Annotated in this window: 16 protein-coding genes and 2 pseudogenes; all 18 read right to left on the bottom strand. The window is 67.0% G+C overall.

Translation table 11 applies throughout. The features are described from left to right. Positions 1 to 218, bottom strand: a 218-nt coding sequence (locus GAK28_RS24395) for a transposase (protein ID WP_291784907.1), incomplete at its 3' end; no start/stop codon positions are given. Positions 219 to 282: 64 nt separating this feature from the next. Next, positions 283 to 402 (bottom strand): annotated as a pseudogene (locus GAK28_RS24400) (conjugal transfer protein TrbF); the annotation flags it as partial. Between the two features lie 25 nt (positions 403 to 427). Further along, positions 428 to 1801 (bottom strand): P-type conjugative transfer protein TrbL, encoded by a 1374-nt coding sequence (gene trbL / locus GAK28_RS24405; RefSeq protein WP_291785428.1) that lies wholly within the window; start codon positions 1799 to 1801, stop codon positions 428 to 430. 77 nt (positions 1802 to 1878) lie between these two features. After that, positions 1879 to 2127, bottom strand: a pseudogene (locus tag GAK28_RS24410) (EexN family lipoprotein); the annotation flags it as partial. A gap of 7 nt (positions 2128 to 2134) precedes the next feature. After that, a complete protein-coding gene (trbJ, locus tag GAK28_RS24415) occupies positions 2135 to 2878 on the bottom strand; it encodes a P-type conjugative transfer protein TrbJ (RefSeq protein ID WP_291785431.1) in 744 nt (247 codons plus the stop codon). Further along, positions 2875 to 5319 carry a conjugal transfer protein TrbE gene (gene trbE, locus GAK28_RS24420; RefSeq protein WP_291785435.1) on the bottom strand — a complete coding sequence of 815 codons (2445 nt, stop codon included), beginning with the start codon at positions 5317 to 5319 and terminating at the stop codon, positions 2875 to 2877. The genes trbJ and trbE overlap by 4 nt, the downstream gene beginning before the upstream one ends. A gap of 9 nt (positions 5320 to 5328) precedes the next feature. Next, the gene (locus tag GAK28_RS24425; protein WP_291785436.1) at positions 5329 to 5598 is read right to left on the bottom strand and encodes a VirB3 family type IV secretion system protein; all 270 of its coding nucleotides are present in this window, start codon (positions 5596 to 5598) and stop codon (positions 5329 to 5331) included. After that, positions 5595 to 5924 (bottom strand): TrbC/VirB2 family protein, encoded by a 330-nt coding sequence (locus tag GAK28_RS24430; protein WP_291785438.1) that lies wholly within the window; start codon positions 5922 to 5924, stop codon positions 5595 to 5597. The genes GAK28_RS24425 and GAK28_RS24430 overlap by 4 nt, the downstream gene beginning before the upstream one ends. Then, positions 5921 to 6901 carry a P-type conjugative transfer ATPase TrbB gene (gene trbB, locus GAK28_RS24435; RefSeq protein ID WP_291785463.1) on the bottom strand — a complete coding sequence of 327 codons (981 nt, stop codon included), beginning with the start codon at positions 6899 to 6901 and terminating at the stop codon, positions 5921 to 5923. The genes GAK28_RS24430 and trbB overlap by 4 nt, the downstream gene beginning before the upstream one ends. Positions 6902 to 6969: 68 nt before the next feature. Beyond that, entirely contained in the window at positions 6970 to 7446 is a 477-nt protein-coding gene (locus tag GAK28_RS24440; protein ID WP_291785440.1) for a CopG family transcriptional regulator, read from the bottom strand. Next, positions 7443 to 9464 carry a conjugal transfer protein TraG gene (locus GAK28_RS24445; protein WP_291785442.1) on the bottom strand — a complete coding sequence of 674 codons (2022 nt, stop codon included), beginning with the start codon at positions 9462 to 9464 and terminating at the stop codon, positions 7443 to 7445. The genes GAK28_RS24440 and GAK28_RS24445 overlap by 4 nt, the downstream gene beginning before the upstream one ends. Positions 9465 to 9709: 245 nt before the next feature. Further along, entirely contained in the window at positions 9710 to 10636 is a 927-nt protein-coding gene (locus GAK28_RS24450; protein WP_291785445.1) for a LysR family transcriptional regulator, read from the bottom strand. Between the two features lie 117 nt (positions 10637 to 10753). Continuing rightward, positions 10754 to 11311 carry a transcriptional repressor gene (locus GAK28_RS24455; RefSeq protein WP_291785448.1) on the bottom strand — a complete coding sequence of 186 codons (558 nt, stop codon included), beginning with the start codon at positions 11309 to 11311 and terminating at the stop codon, positions 10754 to 10756. Between the two features lie 12 nt (positions 11312 to 11323). Then, on the bottom strand, positions 11324 to 11530 hold the full coding sequence (locus GAK28_RS24460) for a hypothetical protein (RefSeq protein WP_291785451.1): 207 nt from the start codon (positions 11528 to 11530) through the stop codon (positions 11324 to 11326). Positions 11531 to 11592: 62 nt separating this feature from the next. Beyond that, entirely contained in the window at positions 11593 to 12675 is a 1083-nt protein-coding gene (locus GAK28_RS24465; RefSeq protein WP_291785454.1) for a PepSY domain-containing protein, read from the bottom strand. A gap of 12 nt (positions 12676 to 12687) precedes the next feature. Further along, positions 12688 to 13491, bottom strand: a complete 804-nt coding sequence (locus GAK28_RS24470) for a TonB-dependent receptor (protein ID WP_291785465.1) — start codon at positions 13489 to 13491, stop codon at positions 12688 to 12690. Positions 13492 to 13497: 6 nt separating this feature from the next. Beyond that, on the bottom strand, positions 13498 to 14226 hold the full coding sequence (locus tag GAK28_RS24475) for a hypothetical protein (protein ID WP_291785457.1): 729 nt from the start codon (positions 14224 to 14226) through the stop codon (positions 13498 to 13500). A gap of 89 nt (positions 14227 to 14315) precedes the next feature. Further along, positions 14316 to 14651, bottom strand: a complete 336-nt coding sequence (locus GAK28_RS24480; RefSeq protein WP_291785460.1) for a Plug domain-containing protein — start codon at positions 14649 to 14651, stop codon at positions 14316 to 14318. Positions 14652 to 14814: the final 163 nt, after the last annotated feature.

Consider the following 14814-nt stretch of genomic DNA (forward strand, 5'->3'; position numbering starts at 1 on the left):
CGTTTGAGCCGTGCATGTTCGGCCAACTCCAAGCGTTGTGCCTGATCGTCCTGGTCGTGCCGCCGCGCCTGGGCGCGCCAACTGTACAGCTGGGCAGGCTGCAACCCCAGATCACGAGCCACCGTGGTTACCCCTTCTGTGGCCGCTCGCAACAGTGCCTGCTGCCTGAACTCCAGGCTGAACTCCTGCCCCTTTCTGCCTGCCTTGCTCTTGGTCATCGTCCACCTCCTATTGCGATAGTTAATCGCTTATAGGGGTGTCCGTGAAACGGGGGCAAGATCAGTTCTTCGCCTGCACGCGGGCCGAGCCGATGCGCTCGTCCCACACCTGGGCAGCAGCGTGATACGGAGTGGCAGGCTGCGGCGTGTCGCCGTAGCGCACCAGAGGACGTTTGAATCGCATGGCGTCTCCTTGTGAATCTGTGACATCAGGACGAGGGGTCGCGCAGGCTCGGCCCCGAGCCGCTGCCGCCGTGGTCGCCCGAACGCAGTACGTGGGCGGTGGTGGTGGCCGCATGCGCCACGTGCTGGCGCCTGCGCATGCGCTGCGCCCAGGCAGGTTCCGAAGTGGCGGGCGCCGCGCCGGCACTGGCCGCCACAGCGCCCGGGACGGACGCGCCAGCAGGTGCCGCCGCCTCGGACACGAAGCCCGTCACGCGGTCCTTCATGGCCTGGGTGCCCGCAGCTACGTGCTGCGCCGCCGCCCGGGCACCGGTCCTCGCCACGTTGGCAATGCCTGCGCCCGCGGTGCGGACCGGACCGCCAGCCGATGCGGCCGCGCCGGCCTGATAGGCGGCCTTCGCCCCGCTGGCCAGGGTCGAGGCTGATCGGGCTGCGGCGGCGCCGCCGCCAATGGCCGCGCGCGCGGCGCCCGGCGCCATGCGCGCACCCGCCGCAACGGCTGAACCCGCGCCCGCGACGGCCGCGCCACCGGCCACAGCCAGGCCCGCCGCGCCCACGGCCGTGCCCGCTGCCGCACCGGCGCCAAGCTGCGGCGCCCCGGACACCAGCCCGGTCGCGATCCCCGGCCCGAAGATCCCCAGCCCCAGCATGGCAAGCGAGGCCAGCATGATCACCAGCGCATGGTCGATCGAGGGATCGGCGCCGGGCGGCACCGTGAACTCGCTGAACAGCGTCGAGCCAATGCCCACGATCACCGCCAGCACCAGCACCTTGATGCCCGAGGACACCACATTGCCCAGCACCTTCTCGGCGAGGAAGCTGGTCTTGTTCCACAGCGCGAACGGCACCAGCACGAAGCCGGCGAGCGTGGTCAGCTTGAACTCGATCAGCGTGACAAAGAGCTGCACCGCCAGCACGAAGAAGCACACGATCAGCACCAGCCAGGCCAGAAACAGCACCACGATCGTGTCCAGGTGCGCGAACACCTCGGGGAAGCCCGTCATGTCCCCGATCTGCGCCATGATCGGCTGGCCGGCGGCGATGCCGACCTTGGCCAACTGGCCCGGCTGCAGCAACTGCGCCTGCGACAGGCCGGAGCCGGAAGCGGTCAACCCCAGCCCGGCAAACGAGTTGAAGACGATGCCCGCCAGCCGGTTGAAGTTGCCGATGATGTAGGCGAAGGCGGCCACGTAGAGCACCTTCTTGATCAGGCGCGCCATCACGTCGTCGCCTTGCCCCGAGGCATGGCCCATCGCCCAGAACAGGCCCGCCAGCGTCATGTCGATCGCCACCAGCGTGGCGGTCAGGAACGCCACTTCGCCATTGAGCAGCCCGAACCCCGAATCGATGTAGCGCGAGAACGTGTCGAGGAAGCGGTCGATGACCGCCACATCGTTCATGGGGAGTCCTTCGGCGTGGCCGGCGCTGGAGGCGCAGGAGAGGCCGCCTTGGGCGCATCCTCCTGCCAGAAGCCGCCCGGCGGCGATGCGGGCGGCGTGTACTTGGGCCCGCCCGAGCCGAAGAAACGCCGCCGCGTGGCCTCGGCCACCGCGTTGCACTGCGCATCGCCGATCTTGGCGTGATCGGCCTTGCAGGCTGCTCGCAACTCGCGCAGCCGCTCGGGGTTCGCCACCAGCGATTCGACCGATTCGATGGTTTTGGAGGGGTCGGGCTTCCCGCAGGCAGCCAGCAACAGGACGGCAGAGACGATAAAGATCCTGTTCATGGCGGCCTCACGGGTTGCCATAGAAATTCACCGCATGGGGCGTATACGGCGTGCCGCTGCCCATGAAGCGCCGGCGCACCTCCCGCGCGCGCTCCTGCACCGCTGCCTGGCGCGCCTGCTCCAGCGCCACGGCGCGGTCCTGCGTGAGCTGGAGCCGCTGCGCCTGGATCGACTGCTTGGCCTGCAAGGCCAGAAGCTGATTGGTCGCCTGCATGGCCTGAAGCGCGCCCACGGCGGACTGGCTCTGGCTCACCAGATCGGTCAGCACGCCCTCGTCATCGTTGAGGTTCTTCGACGCCTGGGCCTGCATCCGCATGGCGGTCTGCAACCCGTTGAGCGTGTTCTTCCAGCGCTCCTGCGTGTCGCGGTACATCTGATCGCCGCTGACGGTGGCCGCGTACTGCTCGGGATACAGACGGGCGAATTCCCGGTCCATCGTCGCCACGTCGTAGGCCAGCCCCTTGGCCTGGTCGATCAGGCGCTGGGTCGTCGCGAGGTTGACGCGCAGCCGGTTCACCACGCTGGACGGCAGGCTGGTCAGGTTGCGCGCTTGGTTCTCCAGCATCCGGGCCTCGTTCTGCAACTGCTTGATCTGGTTGTAGATCTGCTCCAGCGTCTGGAGAGCGGTAAGCGTGTTTTGAATCAGATTCGCGGGGTCGATGAAGACAAACGCCGCTGCCGGCTGCGCGGCGCAGAAGGCGAGCGCGCCGGCCAAGGCCACGGCGGCGAGCTTGGGGGTACGAGACTTCATGGTGATTTCTCCTGTGGTTGGGAAGGCAAGGAAGGCGCGGGAAACGTGGACAGCAGGTCGGCCGCCCAGGAGAGGCCGCGATCGCGCAGCCAGGCGCCTGCGAAGCCGGGCACGCCGGCCTCGCGCAGCACGCAGTCGATGTCCTGCTGGGCCTGTGGCGTGGATGCACCGGCAAAGGCCAGCGTGGCCGGCCCCAGGTCGAGGTCGAACACGCGGTTGCCGAGACGGGATTGGTAGTAGTAGTCGCGCTTGGGCTGCGCGGTGGCGACGATCTCGATCTGCCGCCGGTTGAGACCGAACCCTTCGTAGATCGTGCGAATCTGCGGCTCGGCCGCCTGCGGGTTCGGCAGGAAGATTCGGCTGGCGCAGCTTTCGATGATGGCCGGCGCGATGGCCGAGTCCTTCACGTCGGCCAGGCTCTGCGTGGCGAAGACGATCGAGGCGTTTTTCTTCCTCAAGGTTTTGAGCCACTGCCGGATGCGCGCCGCGAACAGCGGGTCGTCGAGGAACAGCCAGGACTCGTCGAGGATCAGCAGCGTCGGCGCGCCGTCCAGCCGTTCCTCGAAGCGCGCGAACAGGTAGCGCAGCACGGCCATCACGGCCGCCTTGCTCGCCATAAGTTCCTCCATCTCGAAGGCCTGGATGTCGGCGGTTCCGAGCCGGTCGTGGTCCGCGTCCAGCAACTTGCCGTGCGCGCCGCCCAGCACATACGGCGCGAGGGCCTGGCGCAGCGCGTTGGACTGCAAGAGAACGGAAAGCCCGGTCATCGTCCGCTGCTCCAGGGGCGCGCCGGCCAGGCTCCCCAGGGCCGTCCATACAGCCTCGCGCTCCGGCGGCCCGACAGCGACACCCTCCTGCACCAGCCGGCCCTCAATCCACTCGGCCGCCCAGGTGCGCCAGCCCTCCCGGTCGATGCGCGCCAGCGGCTGGAAGGCCATGTTCCCGTCCGGACCCAGGTCGTAGTGCTCGCCGCCCAGGCCCAGGATGGTGGCGCGGATCGAGCGGCCCATGTCGAACGCAAAGAGGCGCGAGCCGGGGTAGCGGCGGAACTGCATCGCCATCGTCGCCAGCAGCACCGACTTGCCCATGCCGATGGGGCCGACCACCAGCGTGTTGCCCACGTCGCCGATGTGCGTGACCAGCCGGAACGGCGTCGCGCCATCGGTGCGCGTGACGATCAGCGGCGGGCCGTCGAGGTGCGCATTGCGCTCCTGGCCGGCCCACACGGCCGACACCGGCATCATGTGGGCGAGGTTGAGGGTCGAGACGATCGGCTGTCGGACATTCGCATAGGCGTTGCCGGGGATCGACGAAAGCCACGCATCCACCGCATTCAAGGTCTCGGGGATCGTCACGAACCCGCGCCCCTGGATCACGCGCTCCACCATCCGCAGTTTCTCGTCGGCCACGGCCGGGTCGGCGTCGAGCACCGACACCGTTGCGGTGAGATAGCCGAAGGCCACCTGGTCGCTGCCCAACTCCTGCAAGGCCGCGTCCGCGTCGGCGGCCTTGTTGCTGGCGTCCGTGTCCACCAGCGGCGTCTCCTGCTGGAAGATGGTTTCGCGCAGCAGCGCCACCACGTTCTTGCGCTTGGCGAACCACTGGCGGCGCAGCCGCACCAGTTCCTTCTCGGCCTCGGCCTTGTCCAGGCAGAGGAAACGGGTTGACCAGCGGTACGCGAAGCCCAGGCGGTTGAGGTCGTCCAGAATTTCCGGCCAGGTCGAGGTCGGAAACCCACGCACCGAAGCCACGCGCAGGTGCTGGTCGCCCAGCACGGGTGCCCGGCCCCCGACCAGCGCGCAGTCGGTCAGCAGCGCGTCGATGTGGAACGGCACCTCGGGCACGCCAACGTGGTAGCGCCGCGTCGAAATGGTCGTGTGCAGGTAGGTCAGCATCTGGCTGTCGTCCAGCCAGGCGATTTCCGGCATCACGCCGTCGAGCAGGTCGAAGACGCGATCGGTTTCTGCGACGAAGGCATCGAGCCGGCCGCGCCAGTCCACGCCTTCGGTGGGCCGGTTCTCGTACAGCATTCCCGCTGCGCGGGCGCGCGACTCCTCGGGCGGCAGATACACCAGCGTCAGGTGGTAGCCGCTCTCGAAGTGCTGGTCCGAATCCTCGAAGGCCGCACGACGTTTCTCATCCACCAGCCACGACAGCGGCTCTGGGAACTCGGAGTGCGGGTAATCGGCGGCGGCGCGGCGCTCGGCCTCCACGAACAAGGCCCAGCCGGAACCCAGCCGGCGCAGCGCGTTGTTTAAGCGCGCCGACGTGGCGATCAACTCGCCCTGCGTGGCGCTGTCCAGGTCCGGCCCGCGAAACCGGGCCGTGCGCTGGAAACTGCCGTCCTTGTTCAGGACGACACCCGGCGCCACCAGTCCGGCCCAGGGCAGCCAGTCGGCCAGCAGCGCCGGGCGCTGGCGGTATTCGGCTAGGTTCAGCATGGCATCCCCTCACACATCCAGCAGCGGGCGGTGCTTGATGTGCCGCGAGAACACCGCCATGAACTGCGGATCGACGCGCGCACCCCACACCGCCAGCGAATGGCCGACGATCCAGAGCACCACGCCCGGAATCCACAGTTGCGGGCCCAGCCCGACCGCGGCGGCCAGCGTGCCGTGGGCGATCGCCACGGTGCGCGGCGCGCCGCCCAGCAGGATCGGCTCGGTGAGCGAGCGATGCAGCGGCACCTCGAATCCAAGGTCATCGGTGGTGGCCGTCATGCCAGCATCGCCCCGCCCGAGAAGCTGAAGAACGACAGGAAGAAGCTGGAAGCCGCGAACGCGATCGACAGGCCGAAGACGATCTGGATCAGCTTGCGGAAGCCCCCGCTGGTGTCGCCGAAGGCCAGCGCCAGGCCGGTGGCGATGATGATGATCACCACCACGATGCGCGCCACCGGCCCCTGGATGGATTCGAGGATGGATTGCAGCGGCGCTTCCCAGGGCATGCTGGAGCCGGCCGCGTGCGCGGGCGCGGCGAAGGCGAGCAGCAGCGCCAAAGCCGCCGAAGGCAGGCGCGGTTTGACGGAAATACGCGGAATCGTCATGTCGAATCTCCTGTGGTGGATGACGGGGGTTGAAAAATTGGTGAAGACGGGATGGCCGGAAAACCCGGCGCAAGGGCGGTGTCGAGCTGGTAGCCGTGTGAATCGAAACCGATGACGCGCGCGATCTCGCGCACGTGGCGGGCGCGGCCACGCCCGGCGATCAGCACGATGACGTTCACGGCCTCGGCGATCAGCGCGCGCGGCACTGTGACGCTGACCTCCTGCACGAGCTGTTCGAGGCGCACCAGCGCGCCCCGGGCCGTGCCGGCGTGGACCGTGGCGATGCCGCCCGGATGCCCGGTGCCCCAGGCCTTGAGCAGATCCAGGGCTTCGGCGCCGCGAACCTCCCCGACCACGATGCGGTCCGGCCGCAGCCGCAGCGTGGCGCGCACCAGGTCGGCCATGGAACTGACGCCGGGCTCCGTGCGCATGCCCACGTGGTCGTCGCTGCGGCACTGCAACTCCACCGTGTCTTCGAGGATCAGCACGCGGTCGTGCGTGTGGGCGATCTCGTCGAGCAGCGCATTCGCCAGCGTCGTCTTGCCGGTGCTGGTGCCGCCGGCCACGACGATGTTCAGGCGCTCGCGCACGGCGGCGCGCAGGAACGCCGCCTGCGCCTCACTCATGATCCCGTCGGCTACATAGTCGGCCAGGGTCATGATGCGCAGCGCCCGCTTGCGGATCGCGAACGAAGGTGCCCGCGTGATCGGCGGCAGCACGCCCATGAAGCGCTCGCCCGTCTCGGGCAGTTCGGCCGAGAGCAGCGGCGCACCCGGATGCACCTCGGCGCGCACATGCGCCGCCACCAGCCGGATGATCCGTTCCGCGACCGGTGCCGGCAGCTTGTGGCTCGTGGGCGCACGGCCCGTGCCCAGCCGGTCCACCCACAGGGAGCCGTCCGGGTTCAGCAGCACCTCCACGATTTCAGGGTCTTCCAGGGCGGCTGCAATCTCCGGCCCCATCGCGGTGCGCAGCATGCGGATGCGGCGCTTGGAGCCTTTGTTGTCATCCCCCTCGGCATGGTCCTGCGGTGGGTCGATACGCTTCATGGCGCGCCTCCTTCATCGGAGCCGGGGGGCTCGCCTTCCTGTGGCGCCGAGAAGGCTGGCCCGATCTCTTCGTGAACCTCGCGCACCAGGCTGCGCCCGCGCTGGATGTGGCGGGCGAGCTGTTCGATGAACTGCGCGTAGCGCGCGCGGCCGTGGGCGCGCACCGCCTCCTGCTGCTGCTCGGGCACCGGCAGCGCCAGGGTCAGGTAGTGGCGCACGTACAGCGCCACCGCCTCGATCAGGATGGCCTGGTCGCGCTCCAGCCGGTCGCACTGACGCGACAGGCGGTCCAGGCGCCTGGCCATCGCCGCCTCGCGCTGATCCATCGCGTCGGGCGAGAGGAAGGACGCCAGCGCCGCCGCGATCACCGAGGACTTCGAGGCGCCCCGGTGCGCCGCGAAGTCCTCCAAATGCTTCGCGTGCTCGGGCTCGATGAAGATGTTCAGGCGAGAACGGCGATGGTTGAGGCTCATAGCGCGATCCCGTCGTCAGGGTCCAGCGCGGCCAGCCGGGCGGTGCGCATGAGCTGGCGATCGAGATCGCGCGGCAGCAGCGGCGCGTCGTCGTCGCGCTCGTCGTCCAGCAGGATCAGGTCGCCGTCGTCGGGCATGTACGCGGGCATCTGCGCCACCTCCAGTTCAGGCTTAAGTTGGTGGCCGCCTTCGTCCGCCAAGCCAGCCGCATCGGTGTTCTCGATACCAGCCACCGGCACCGGAACGGCCAGGCCGCTCCAGTCGTCCAGGCGGCCGGCGGGCCGATCCACGTAGGCACCAGCGACCAGCACAGGCGGCGCCAGCACGCGCCGCGTAAAATTCCCGTCCTGGTAGTACCGCAGCTTCTTCGCCCGGATCGGCGGATGGCCCGAGACCATCACCACCGCGTCGTCGGGCGGCATCTGCATCACTTCGCCGGGCGTGAGCAGCGGCCGCGCCGTCTCCTGACGCGACACCATCAGGTGGCCCAGCCACGGCGCCAGCCGGTGGCCCGCGTAGTTGCGCTGCGCGCGAAGCTCCGTGGCTGTGCCCAGCGAATCGGAAATGCGCTTGGCCGTGCGTTCGTCATTGGTCGCGAACGCGATGCGCACATGGCAGTTGTCCAGGATCGAGTGGTTCGGGCCGTAGGCCTTGTCGATCTGGTTCAGGCTCTGCGCGATCAGGAAGGCGCGCAGGCCGTAGCCCGCCATGAAGGCCAGCGCCGACTCGAAGAAGTTCAGCCGGCCCAGCGCCGGGAACTCGTCGAGCATCAGCAGCAGCCTGTGGCGGCGCTCGATGCCATCGGAGCCGTCCAGGGATTCGGTCAGGCGCCGGCCGATCTGGTTGAGGATGAGCCGGATCAGCGGCTTCGTGCGCGAGATGTCCGAAGGCGGGACGACTAGGTACAGCGAGACCGGGTGCCCGGCGGAGATGAGATCGGCGATGCGCCAGTCGCAGCGCGAAGTGACTTCCGCCACCGTGGGGTCGCGGTACAGGCCCAGGAAGCTCATGGCGGTGGACAGCACGCCGGAGCGCTCGTTGTCCGACTTGTTGAGCACCTCGCGCGCAGCGGAGGCGACCACCGGGTGCGGTGTATCGCCCAGGTGCGGCGTGCTCATCATCCGGTGCAGCGTCGCCTCGAAAGGACACGCCGGATCACTGAGGAAGTTCGCCACGCCGCGCAGCGTCTTGTCCTCGCCCGCGTAAAGCACGTGCAGGATCGCGCCCACCAGCAGCGCGTGGCTGGTCTTCTCCCAATGGTTGCGCCGCTCCAGCGCACCTTCCGGGTTCACCAGGATGTCGGCGATGTTCTGCACGTCGCGCACCTCGTGCGCGCCGCGCCGGACTTCGAGCAGCGGGTTGTACGCGGCCGATTTCGCATCGGTCGGGTTGAACAGCAGGCAGTGCGAGAAGCGCGCACGCCAGCCGGCGGTCAGCGCCCAGTTCTCGCCCTTGATGTCGTGGATCACGGCCGAGCCGGGCCAGGTGAGCAGCGTGGGCACCACGAGGCCCACGCCCTTGCCGGACCGTGTGGGTGCGAAGGCCAGCACGTGCTCCGGGCCGTCATGGCGCAGGTACCTGGGCAGCCGGCGGCGCAACTGGCGATCCAGCCGGCCCAGGAAGACCCCGGCATCGCCGGCGAGGCCCGCCTTCTCGATCTCCTCGGGTTCGGCCCAGCGGGCCGAGCCGTAGGTCGTGACGCGCCGCGCCAGCCGTGAGCGCCACACCGCCATGCCGATGGCCACGCCCGTGGCAAGCAGTCCGCTGCCCGCCGCGATGGCGCCGCCGCGCACGAACACCTGCGGCGCATAGGCGTCGTACCAGTACCACCACTCGAACAGCTTCCAGGGCTCGTACACCGGCAGGCCGCCCAGGTCGAACCACGCCGGCCCCAGGCGCGGCTGGTGGCCTAGCGCCTGCGCAGTCCATTGCGTGGCGGCCCACACGCCGCCCAGGGCCACCCCGGCCACGGCCCCGATCTGGCCGTAGAGGATGCCGGTGTGGGCACCTTGGGACATGAACACCTCCTTTCGCAGTCATTCCAGGTACGCAAGCGCCCACGCGGCGCCGCTCGGGCAAGTCTGGAATCAAGTGCCCGCGCGGCACACCCATGCAGGCGTAGCGCAGCGCAGGCCATGCGATGCAAGGCCGTTCGCAGCCGCCCGCCATGCACGGCGAAGGCAGCGTGTCTCAGGAAAGAAGGATCGCCAGGAACGCATCCCGCGTCCAAGGCCGATGCGCCAGCGCCCTGGCGCGGCGCGCACTACGGCGCGGCGGTGGCGGATGCGTCGCGCATGGCCCGCACGTGCTCGACGAAGCGCCGCACCGAGGCGTGCAGCGGCTGGCCGTCCCGCGGTGGCTTCCACAGCATGTGGGTGACCAGTTCTGCCTCCGGGTCGGCCAGCGGAACCATCGCCAGGTCGGGGCGCGCCATCGACTGCATGTGCCCGACGTCCACCAGGCCGACGCCATAGCCCGCGCCGATCTGCGTCATGAAGCTGGCGAGGCTGCCCGCATTGCCCGCGATGGTGAGTTCGGCGCCGTCCGCCTCTTTGCGCAGCAGCCGGTCCACCTGGTGGTGCACGCCGGGCTTGTAGGCCGGGTCGCAAACGATCAGCGGCTGGTCAATCACGTCGGACAGGGCCAGTGTCGGCCGGCCCGCCAGCGCGTGTCCTGCGCGCATCAGCACCAGCAGGCTGTACGACCACGCCGGCTCCTGCACCAGGCCCTCGGCCACGCAGAGGCCGAAGGTGAAACCCACATCGATTTCTTCGCGCCGCAGCGCCTCGGCCATCAGCAGCGTGCGCAGTTCGATCAGTTCCAGCCCGATCTCGGGCACTCTCTCGCGCCACAGGGCCAGGCACTGTGAGAGCATGGGCTGGATCAGGCCATCGGCGATGCCGATGCGCAGCGGCAGACGCTCGCGCCCGTCCACCTCGCGCGCCCCCCGCGTGGCCTGCTCGATGGCATCGAAGACGCCGCGCACTTCTTCGAGCATCCGGGCGCCCGCGGGCGTGATGCGCGTGCCGGCCGGCGAGCGCACCAGCAGTTCCACGCCCACGTAGTCCTCCAGTTCGCGCACCGCGCGCGACAGCGCCGACAGATCCATCGGAATGCGCTCGGCCGCGCGGTGGAAGTGCTGCTCCTCGGCCACGGCGCGGAAGTAGCGGAGATGGCGCAATTCGATCATGCCGGCCTCGCAGCAAGTACCGGGCAGGCCCTTCTGTCTCGCTCTTCGGGCGCGCTTGGGAAGTATCGCAAGTGTCTGAACTGCATGTTGCCTCCGCTGATGTGATGTGCTGCTATGTCATCCGCTGTTGGCGGCCACGGGCCACGCCCTCCTTCTGGCCAGAGGGCAGGGACACGGGGCGGGCGCCCGAGCGTCCTCATCGCCTGCCGCACCGCAGCGCTGGCACTCGCACGCGATCGTCACCGCCGAGCCGGCCAGCGCCAGCCCCTGCGCGCGCGCCTGCCGCTCCAGTTCGGCCAGCAGCGCCGCGTCGGTGACAGCCACGCTGCGCTCGCAATCGCGGCACACCAGCCGCAGCAGGTGCCCGTCGAAGCCGGCCGGCTTGATGCGGTACAGCGCCTTGCGGTGATGGCTCCACTCGCGCAGCAGCAGGCCGTGCGCTTCCAGTTCATTCATGGCCCGGTACACCGTGCCCAGGCTGGCGCGGGTGCCACGTTGGCCCATGCGTCGGTACACATCTTCCACTCCCAAGGGCTGCGGCTCGGCGGCTTGCAGCACCTGCATCACCCCGATGCGCGCCACACTCAGGCGTATGCCCGCGACCCGTAGGCGCTGGAGCAAGGAATCAGCGCCCATCGCGTGGCGCTGCGAAAGGTCGGCGGCGCTCGGTCGCATCCACGCCCGGCGCTACCGCCGCCCCTCCCGCGCCCGCATGGAAGGCCGCAGGCACCACGCGCCGAACCCCAGCGCCGGAAGGCCCAGCGCGGCCCACGACGACGCATCCCAAACGCCGTCGCCCACCAGCGCCGAGACGAGGCCCACGATGCTGACCACGCCGATCAGCAGCGGCCAGCGAAAGATCATCCACAGCGAACGGGCCGCCGGGCGCGTCATGCGATAGCCCCTTTCGGCTCGCGCGCCTTGGCCTGCGCGCCCGCAGGCTTGCGCAGCCACAGTTAGATGCCGCTGCCCAGCACCACGATGGTGATGAGCGTCAGCAGCGCCCAGATGATCTTCAGCGGCAGGCCGCCGTAGTCGCCGAAGTGCAGCGGCTGGGAAAGGAACAGCGCCTTCAGGTACCACGGCATGTCCGGCATGGCGGACAGCTTGCCCGTCTGCGCGTCGATCAGGGCCATGCGCGGCATCCGCTTCGTCAAGGGCGTCGTGCCCCGGGTAAAAGCCACGAAATGGTGCGCGCCTGCATTGGGCGTGCCGGGAAACTGCATGAAGTACACCTCCCGATTCGGCGCGGCCGCTCGGGCCGATGCCATGACGGCATCCATCGAAGCCCGCTGCGTCACCGGCGGCACGTTCCTGTAAGGCATCAGCACTTCAGCCGCAGCCGTGGCCCTCCATTGCGCGAACAAGGGCTCGTTCAAGGTATTGATCACGCCCGTGCCGCCCACCACGACCACCCAGGCCACGGTGACGATCCCCAGCAGGTTGTGCAGGTCGATCCACAGCACGCGCGGCCCGCGCGCCACCCGCACGGTGGCGAAATCCAGCTTGCGCATGAAAGGCGTATAGACCACCACCCCCGAGACCACCGCCACCACCAGCAGCAGCCCCATCGCGCCCAGGAACAGCGTGCCGGGCAGCCCGGCATACATGTCGAAGTGCAGGCGGAACATGACGGACATGAATCCGGTATCCGGCCCTTGCGCCTTCAGCACCTCTCCCGTGCGCTGGTCGAAGGACTGGAAATACAGGCCCGGCCACTCCCCCCGATCCGGCTTTCTGGCGGTCTCGGCTGTGGTGACGCTCAGCGCATGCGGCTCGTCCTCCGGGAAAAACAGAGAGACGGCGACATGGCCTGCTGGCCGCGCCGCCAGCGCCTTCTGAACGATGCTCCCCAGCGTGGGCGCGGGCGTGCCCGGTGCGACACCCGCCTCGGACGGATGCGGATCGAGCCAGTCCTCGATCTCGTGCCCGAAGATCAGCGGCAGACCCGTGATGCACAGCATGAGCAGAAACAGCATCGACACGAGGCTGCTCCACTTGTGCACCCAGATCCACTGGCGCAGCGTGCTCGACCTCATGTCGCGCTGCCGTCAGAAATCCATGCTGGCGGACAGCAGCACTGTCCGAGGTGCTCCTAGATATACCCCCGGAGAAAGATAGCTGGCAGATGCCCAGTAGGCTTTGTTGGTGAGGTTGGCCACGCTGGCGCGCAGCGTCACATCCTTGCCGCCAACCTTCATAGCGTAACGCGCCCCCGCGTCCCACAGGGTATAGCCCGGAATCGACAACGTATTGGTCGGATTGACGTATTGCTTGCTCATGCGTGTGACCCGACCCGTCAACGTCAGGCCCGGTACGCCCGGCACATCCCATTCCACATTCAGTTTGGCCAGGTAATTGGGCACACCGGTGGCGGGATTGCCTTCATTGACACCATCAGGGGTTTTTCGCAAACGGGCGTCAATGTAAGTCAGCCCGCCCAGCAGGCGCAATCCATGCATGGGCTCGCCGAACAGACTCATTTCCAGACCCTGATTGTGCTGCTGGCCATGGACGCGGAAATAATTGTCGGGGCCAACAGCGGCACTCGGTCTCTCTATGCTGAAAAGGGCAACTGTAGCCCCGAAGCCGCCGCCATCGTATTTAATGCCAATCTCTTTCTGGCGCGTTTTGTAAGGTGGTAGCACTTCTCCTGGATTCAGAATATTTGGATTGGTGGTTAACAACGGCGCCGTATCGCCTTGCGCTAGTCCCTGGATATAACTCCCGTAGACAGAGATGTTGTCCGCTGGTTTGAGCAACAGCGCAACACTGGGTGTCGTGGCGGTGCGGCTGTATGAGGCAACCCCATAGGGTATATTTGCTGATTTAACCTCCTGATGACGCAAGCCCACGGTCAATTAAACACGATCATTCAACGTAGATAAAGTGTCCGCTAATACTATGCTTCTGAAACTACTGGCCGCTGTCGAGTTCTCTTGCATCTGTCCAAACTGGAGGGCAAGGGGAACAGCGGGCAGGTAGATGTTTCCATCGGGCACAACACCTAGCGCCGGCGCATAGAGGGTCGAGATTTTGTTTCGATACCAGTCAGCACTGAACACCATCTTGTGCAAAACCGGCCCAGTCTCGAGTTGACCACGAATACCTGCGCGATAGCTTTCCTTCTTTGCCGGTGCGTGGTAGCTTGTAAAAGACCGCTTTGTTGTGCCGATGTTATCGACAAGCGGTTCATATGGATCAATGGAGTCGTACGCAATTCGGCTCTGTCCTGCGCCCGCAAAAATCTGCCAATTGCTGCTGATGTCATATTCAGTAGTCACTTGGACAGAATCCATTTTTTCGGTCGACCATGCCGAAGGGTCTGTTGCATTGATTTTTAAATCTGGGGCGCTTGGAACGGCGGTACCTTGGTAATTTGCGAGATAATATTTTGTGGGAGCGCGGTTGTCGTGGTACGACTGCGAAATGAGATCCAAGGCAACCCGTAAATCGCGGCCACGATAGTCCAATGCAAGCGCAGCAAGCGAGGTGCGCCGTGAATTGCCATCCCTTGGCGTTTCACCGTTCTGGTAGCGGCCATTGAAGCGAACGCCCCATTCGCCTGTCTCGCCAAAACGGCGGCCCATGTCCACCGCTGTCCCGAACTGCGAGTCCGTCGCATAGTCGAAGGTCAGTCGAGCAATGGGCTTGTCGGGCGCGCGCTTGGTGACGATGTTCAGGGTCCCGCCCGAATCGCCCGAAGGTGAGATTCCGTTGAGCAGCGCGCTGGGCCTTTCAGTACTTCAACCCGCTCGGCGTAGTCGATCTGGTTGAGGTAGTTGGGGGCGAGGCCATACATGCCATTTATCTGCACCGCCCCTTCTGCGCTACCGGTTCGTGGCCCAATGCCGAAGCCACGCATCATGAATGTGTTTGCAATAAATACACCTCCTGACCCAGGGCTCGCCACTGTGGCCGACGGGTCCATGCTCAATACATCAGCCAAGGTCTTGGCCTGCTGGTTCTCAATAAACTCGGCCGTATAGCTGGTTTGACTGTAGGGCGTGTCCATGTAGTTGTCGCATCCCGGATGATTGCATAAGCGAGAATCGCTATCCACTCTTCATGGCCCGAGCGGTGATGCGAGGATTGATAGAGTCACTGCAATCACCTCCGGAGGTCCAAGCATGCTGATCGCCCTGCACAGGAACGCCCGCACCACGCCCGCCGTGCGT

Origin of the sequence: Luteibacter sp. (assembly GCF_009912395.1) — a bacterium.
Lineage (GTDB): Bacteria > Pseudomonadota > Gammaproteobacteria > Xanthomonadales > Rhodanobacteraceae > Luteibacter.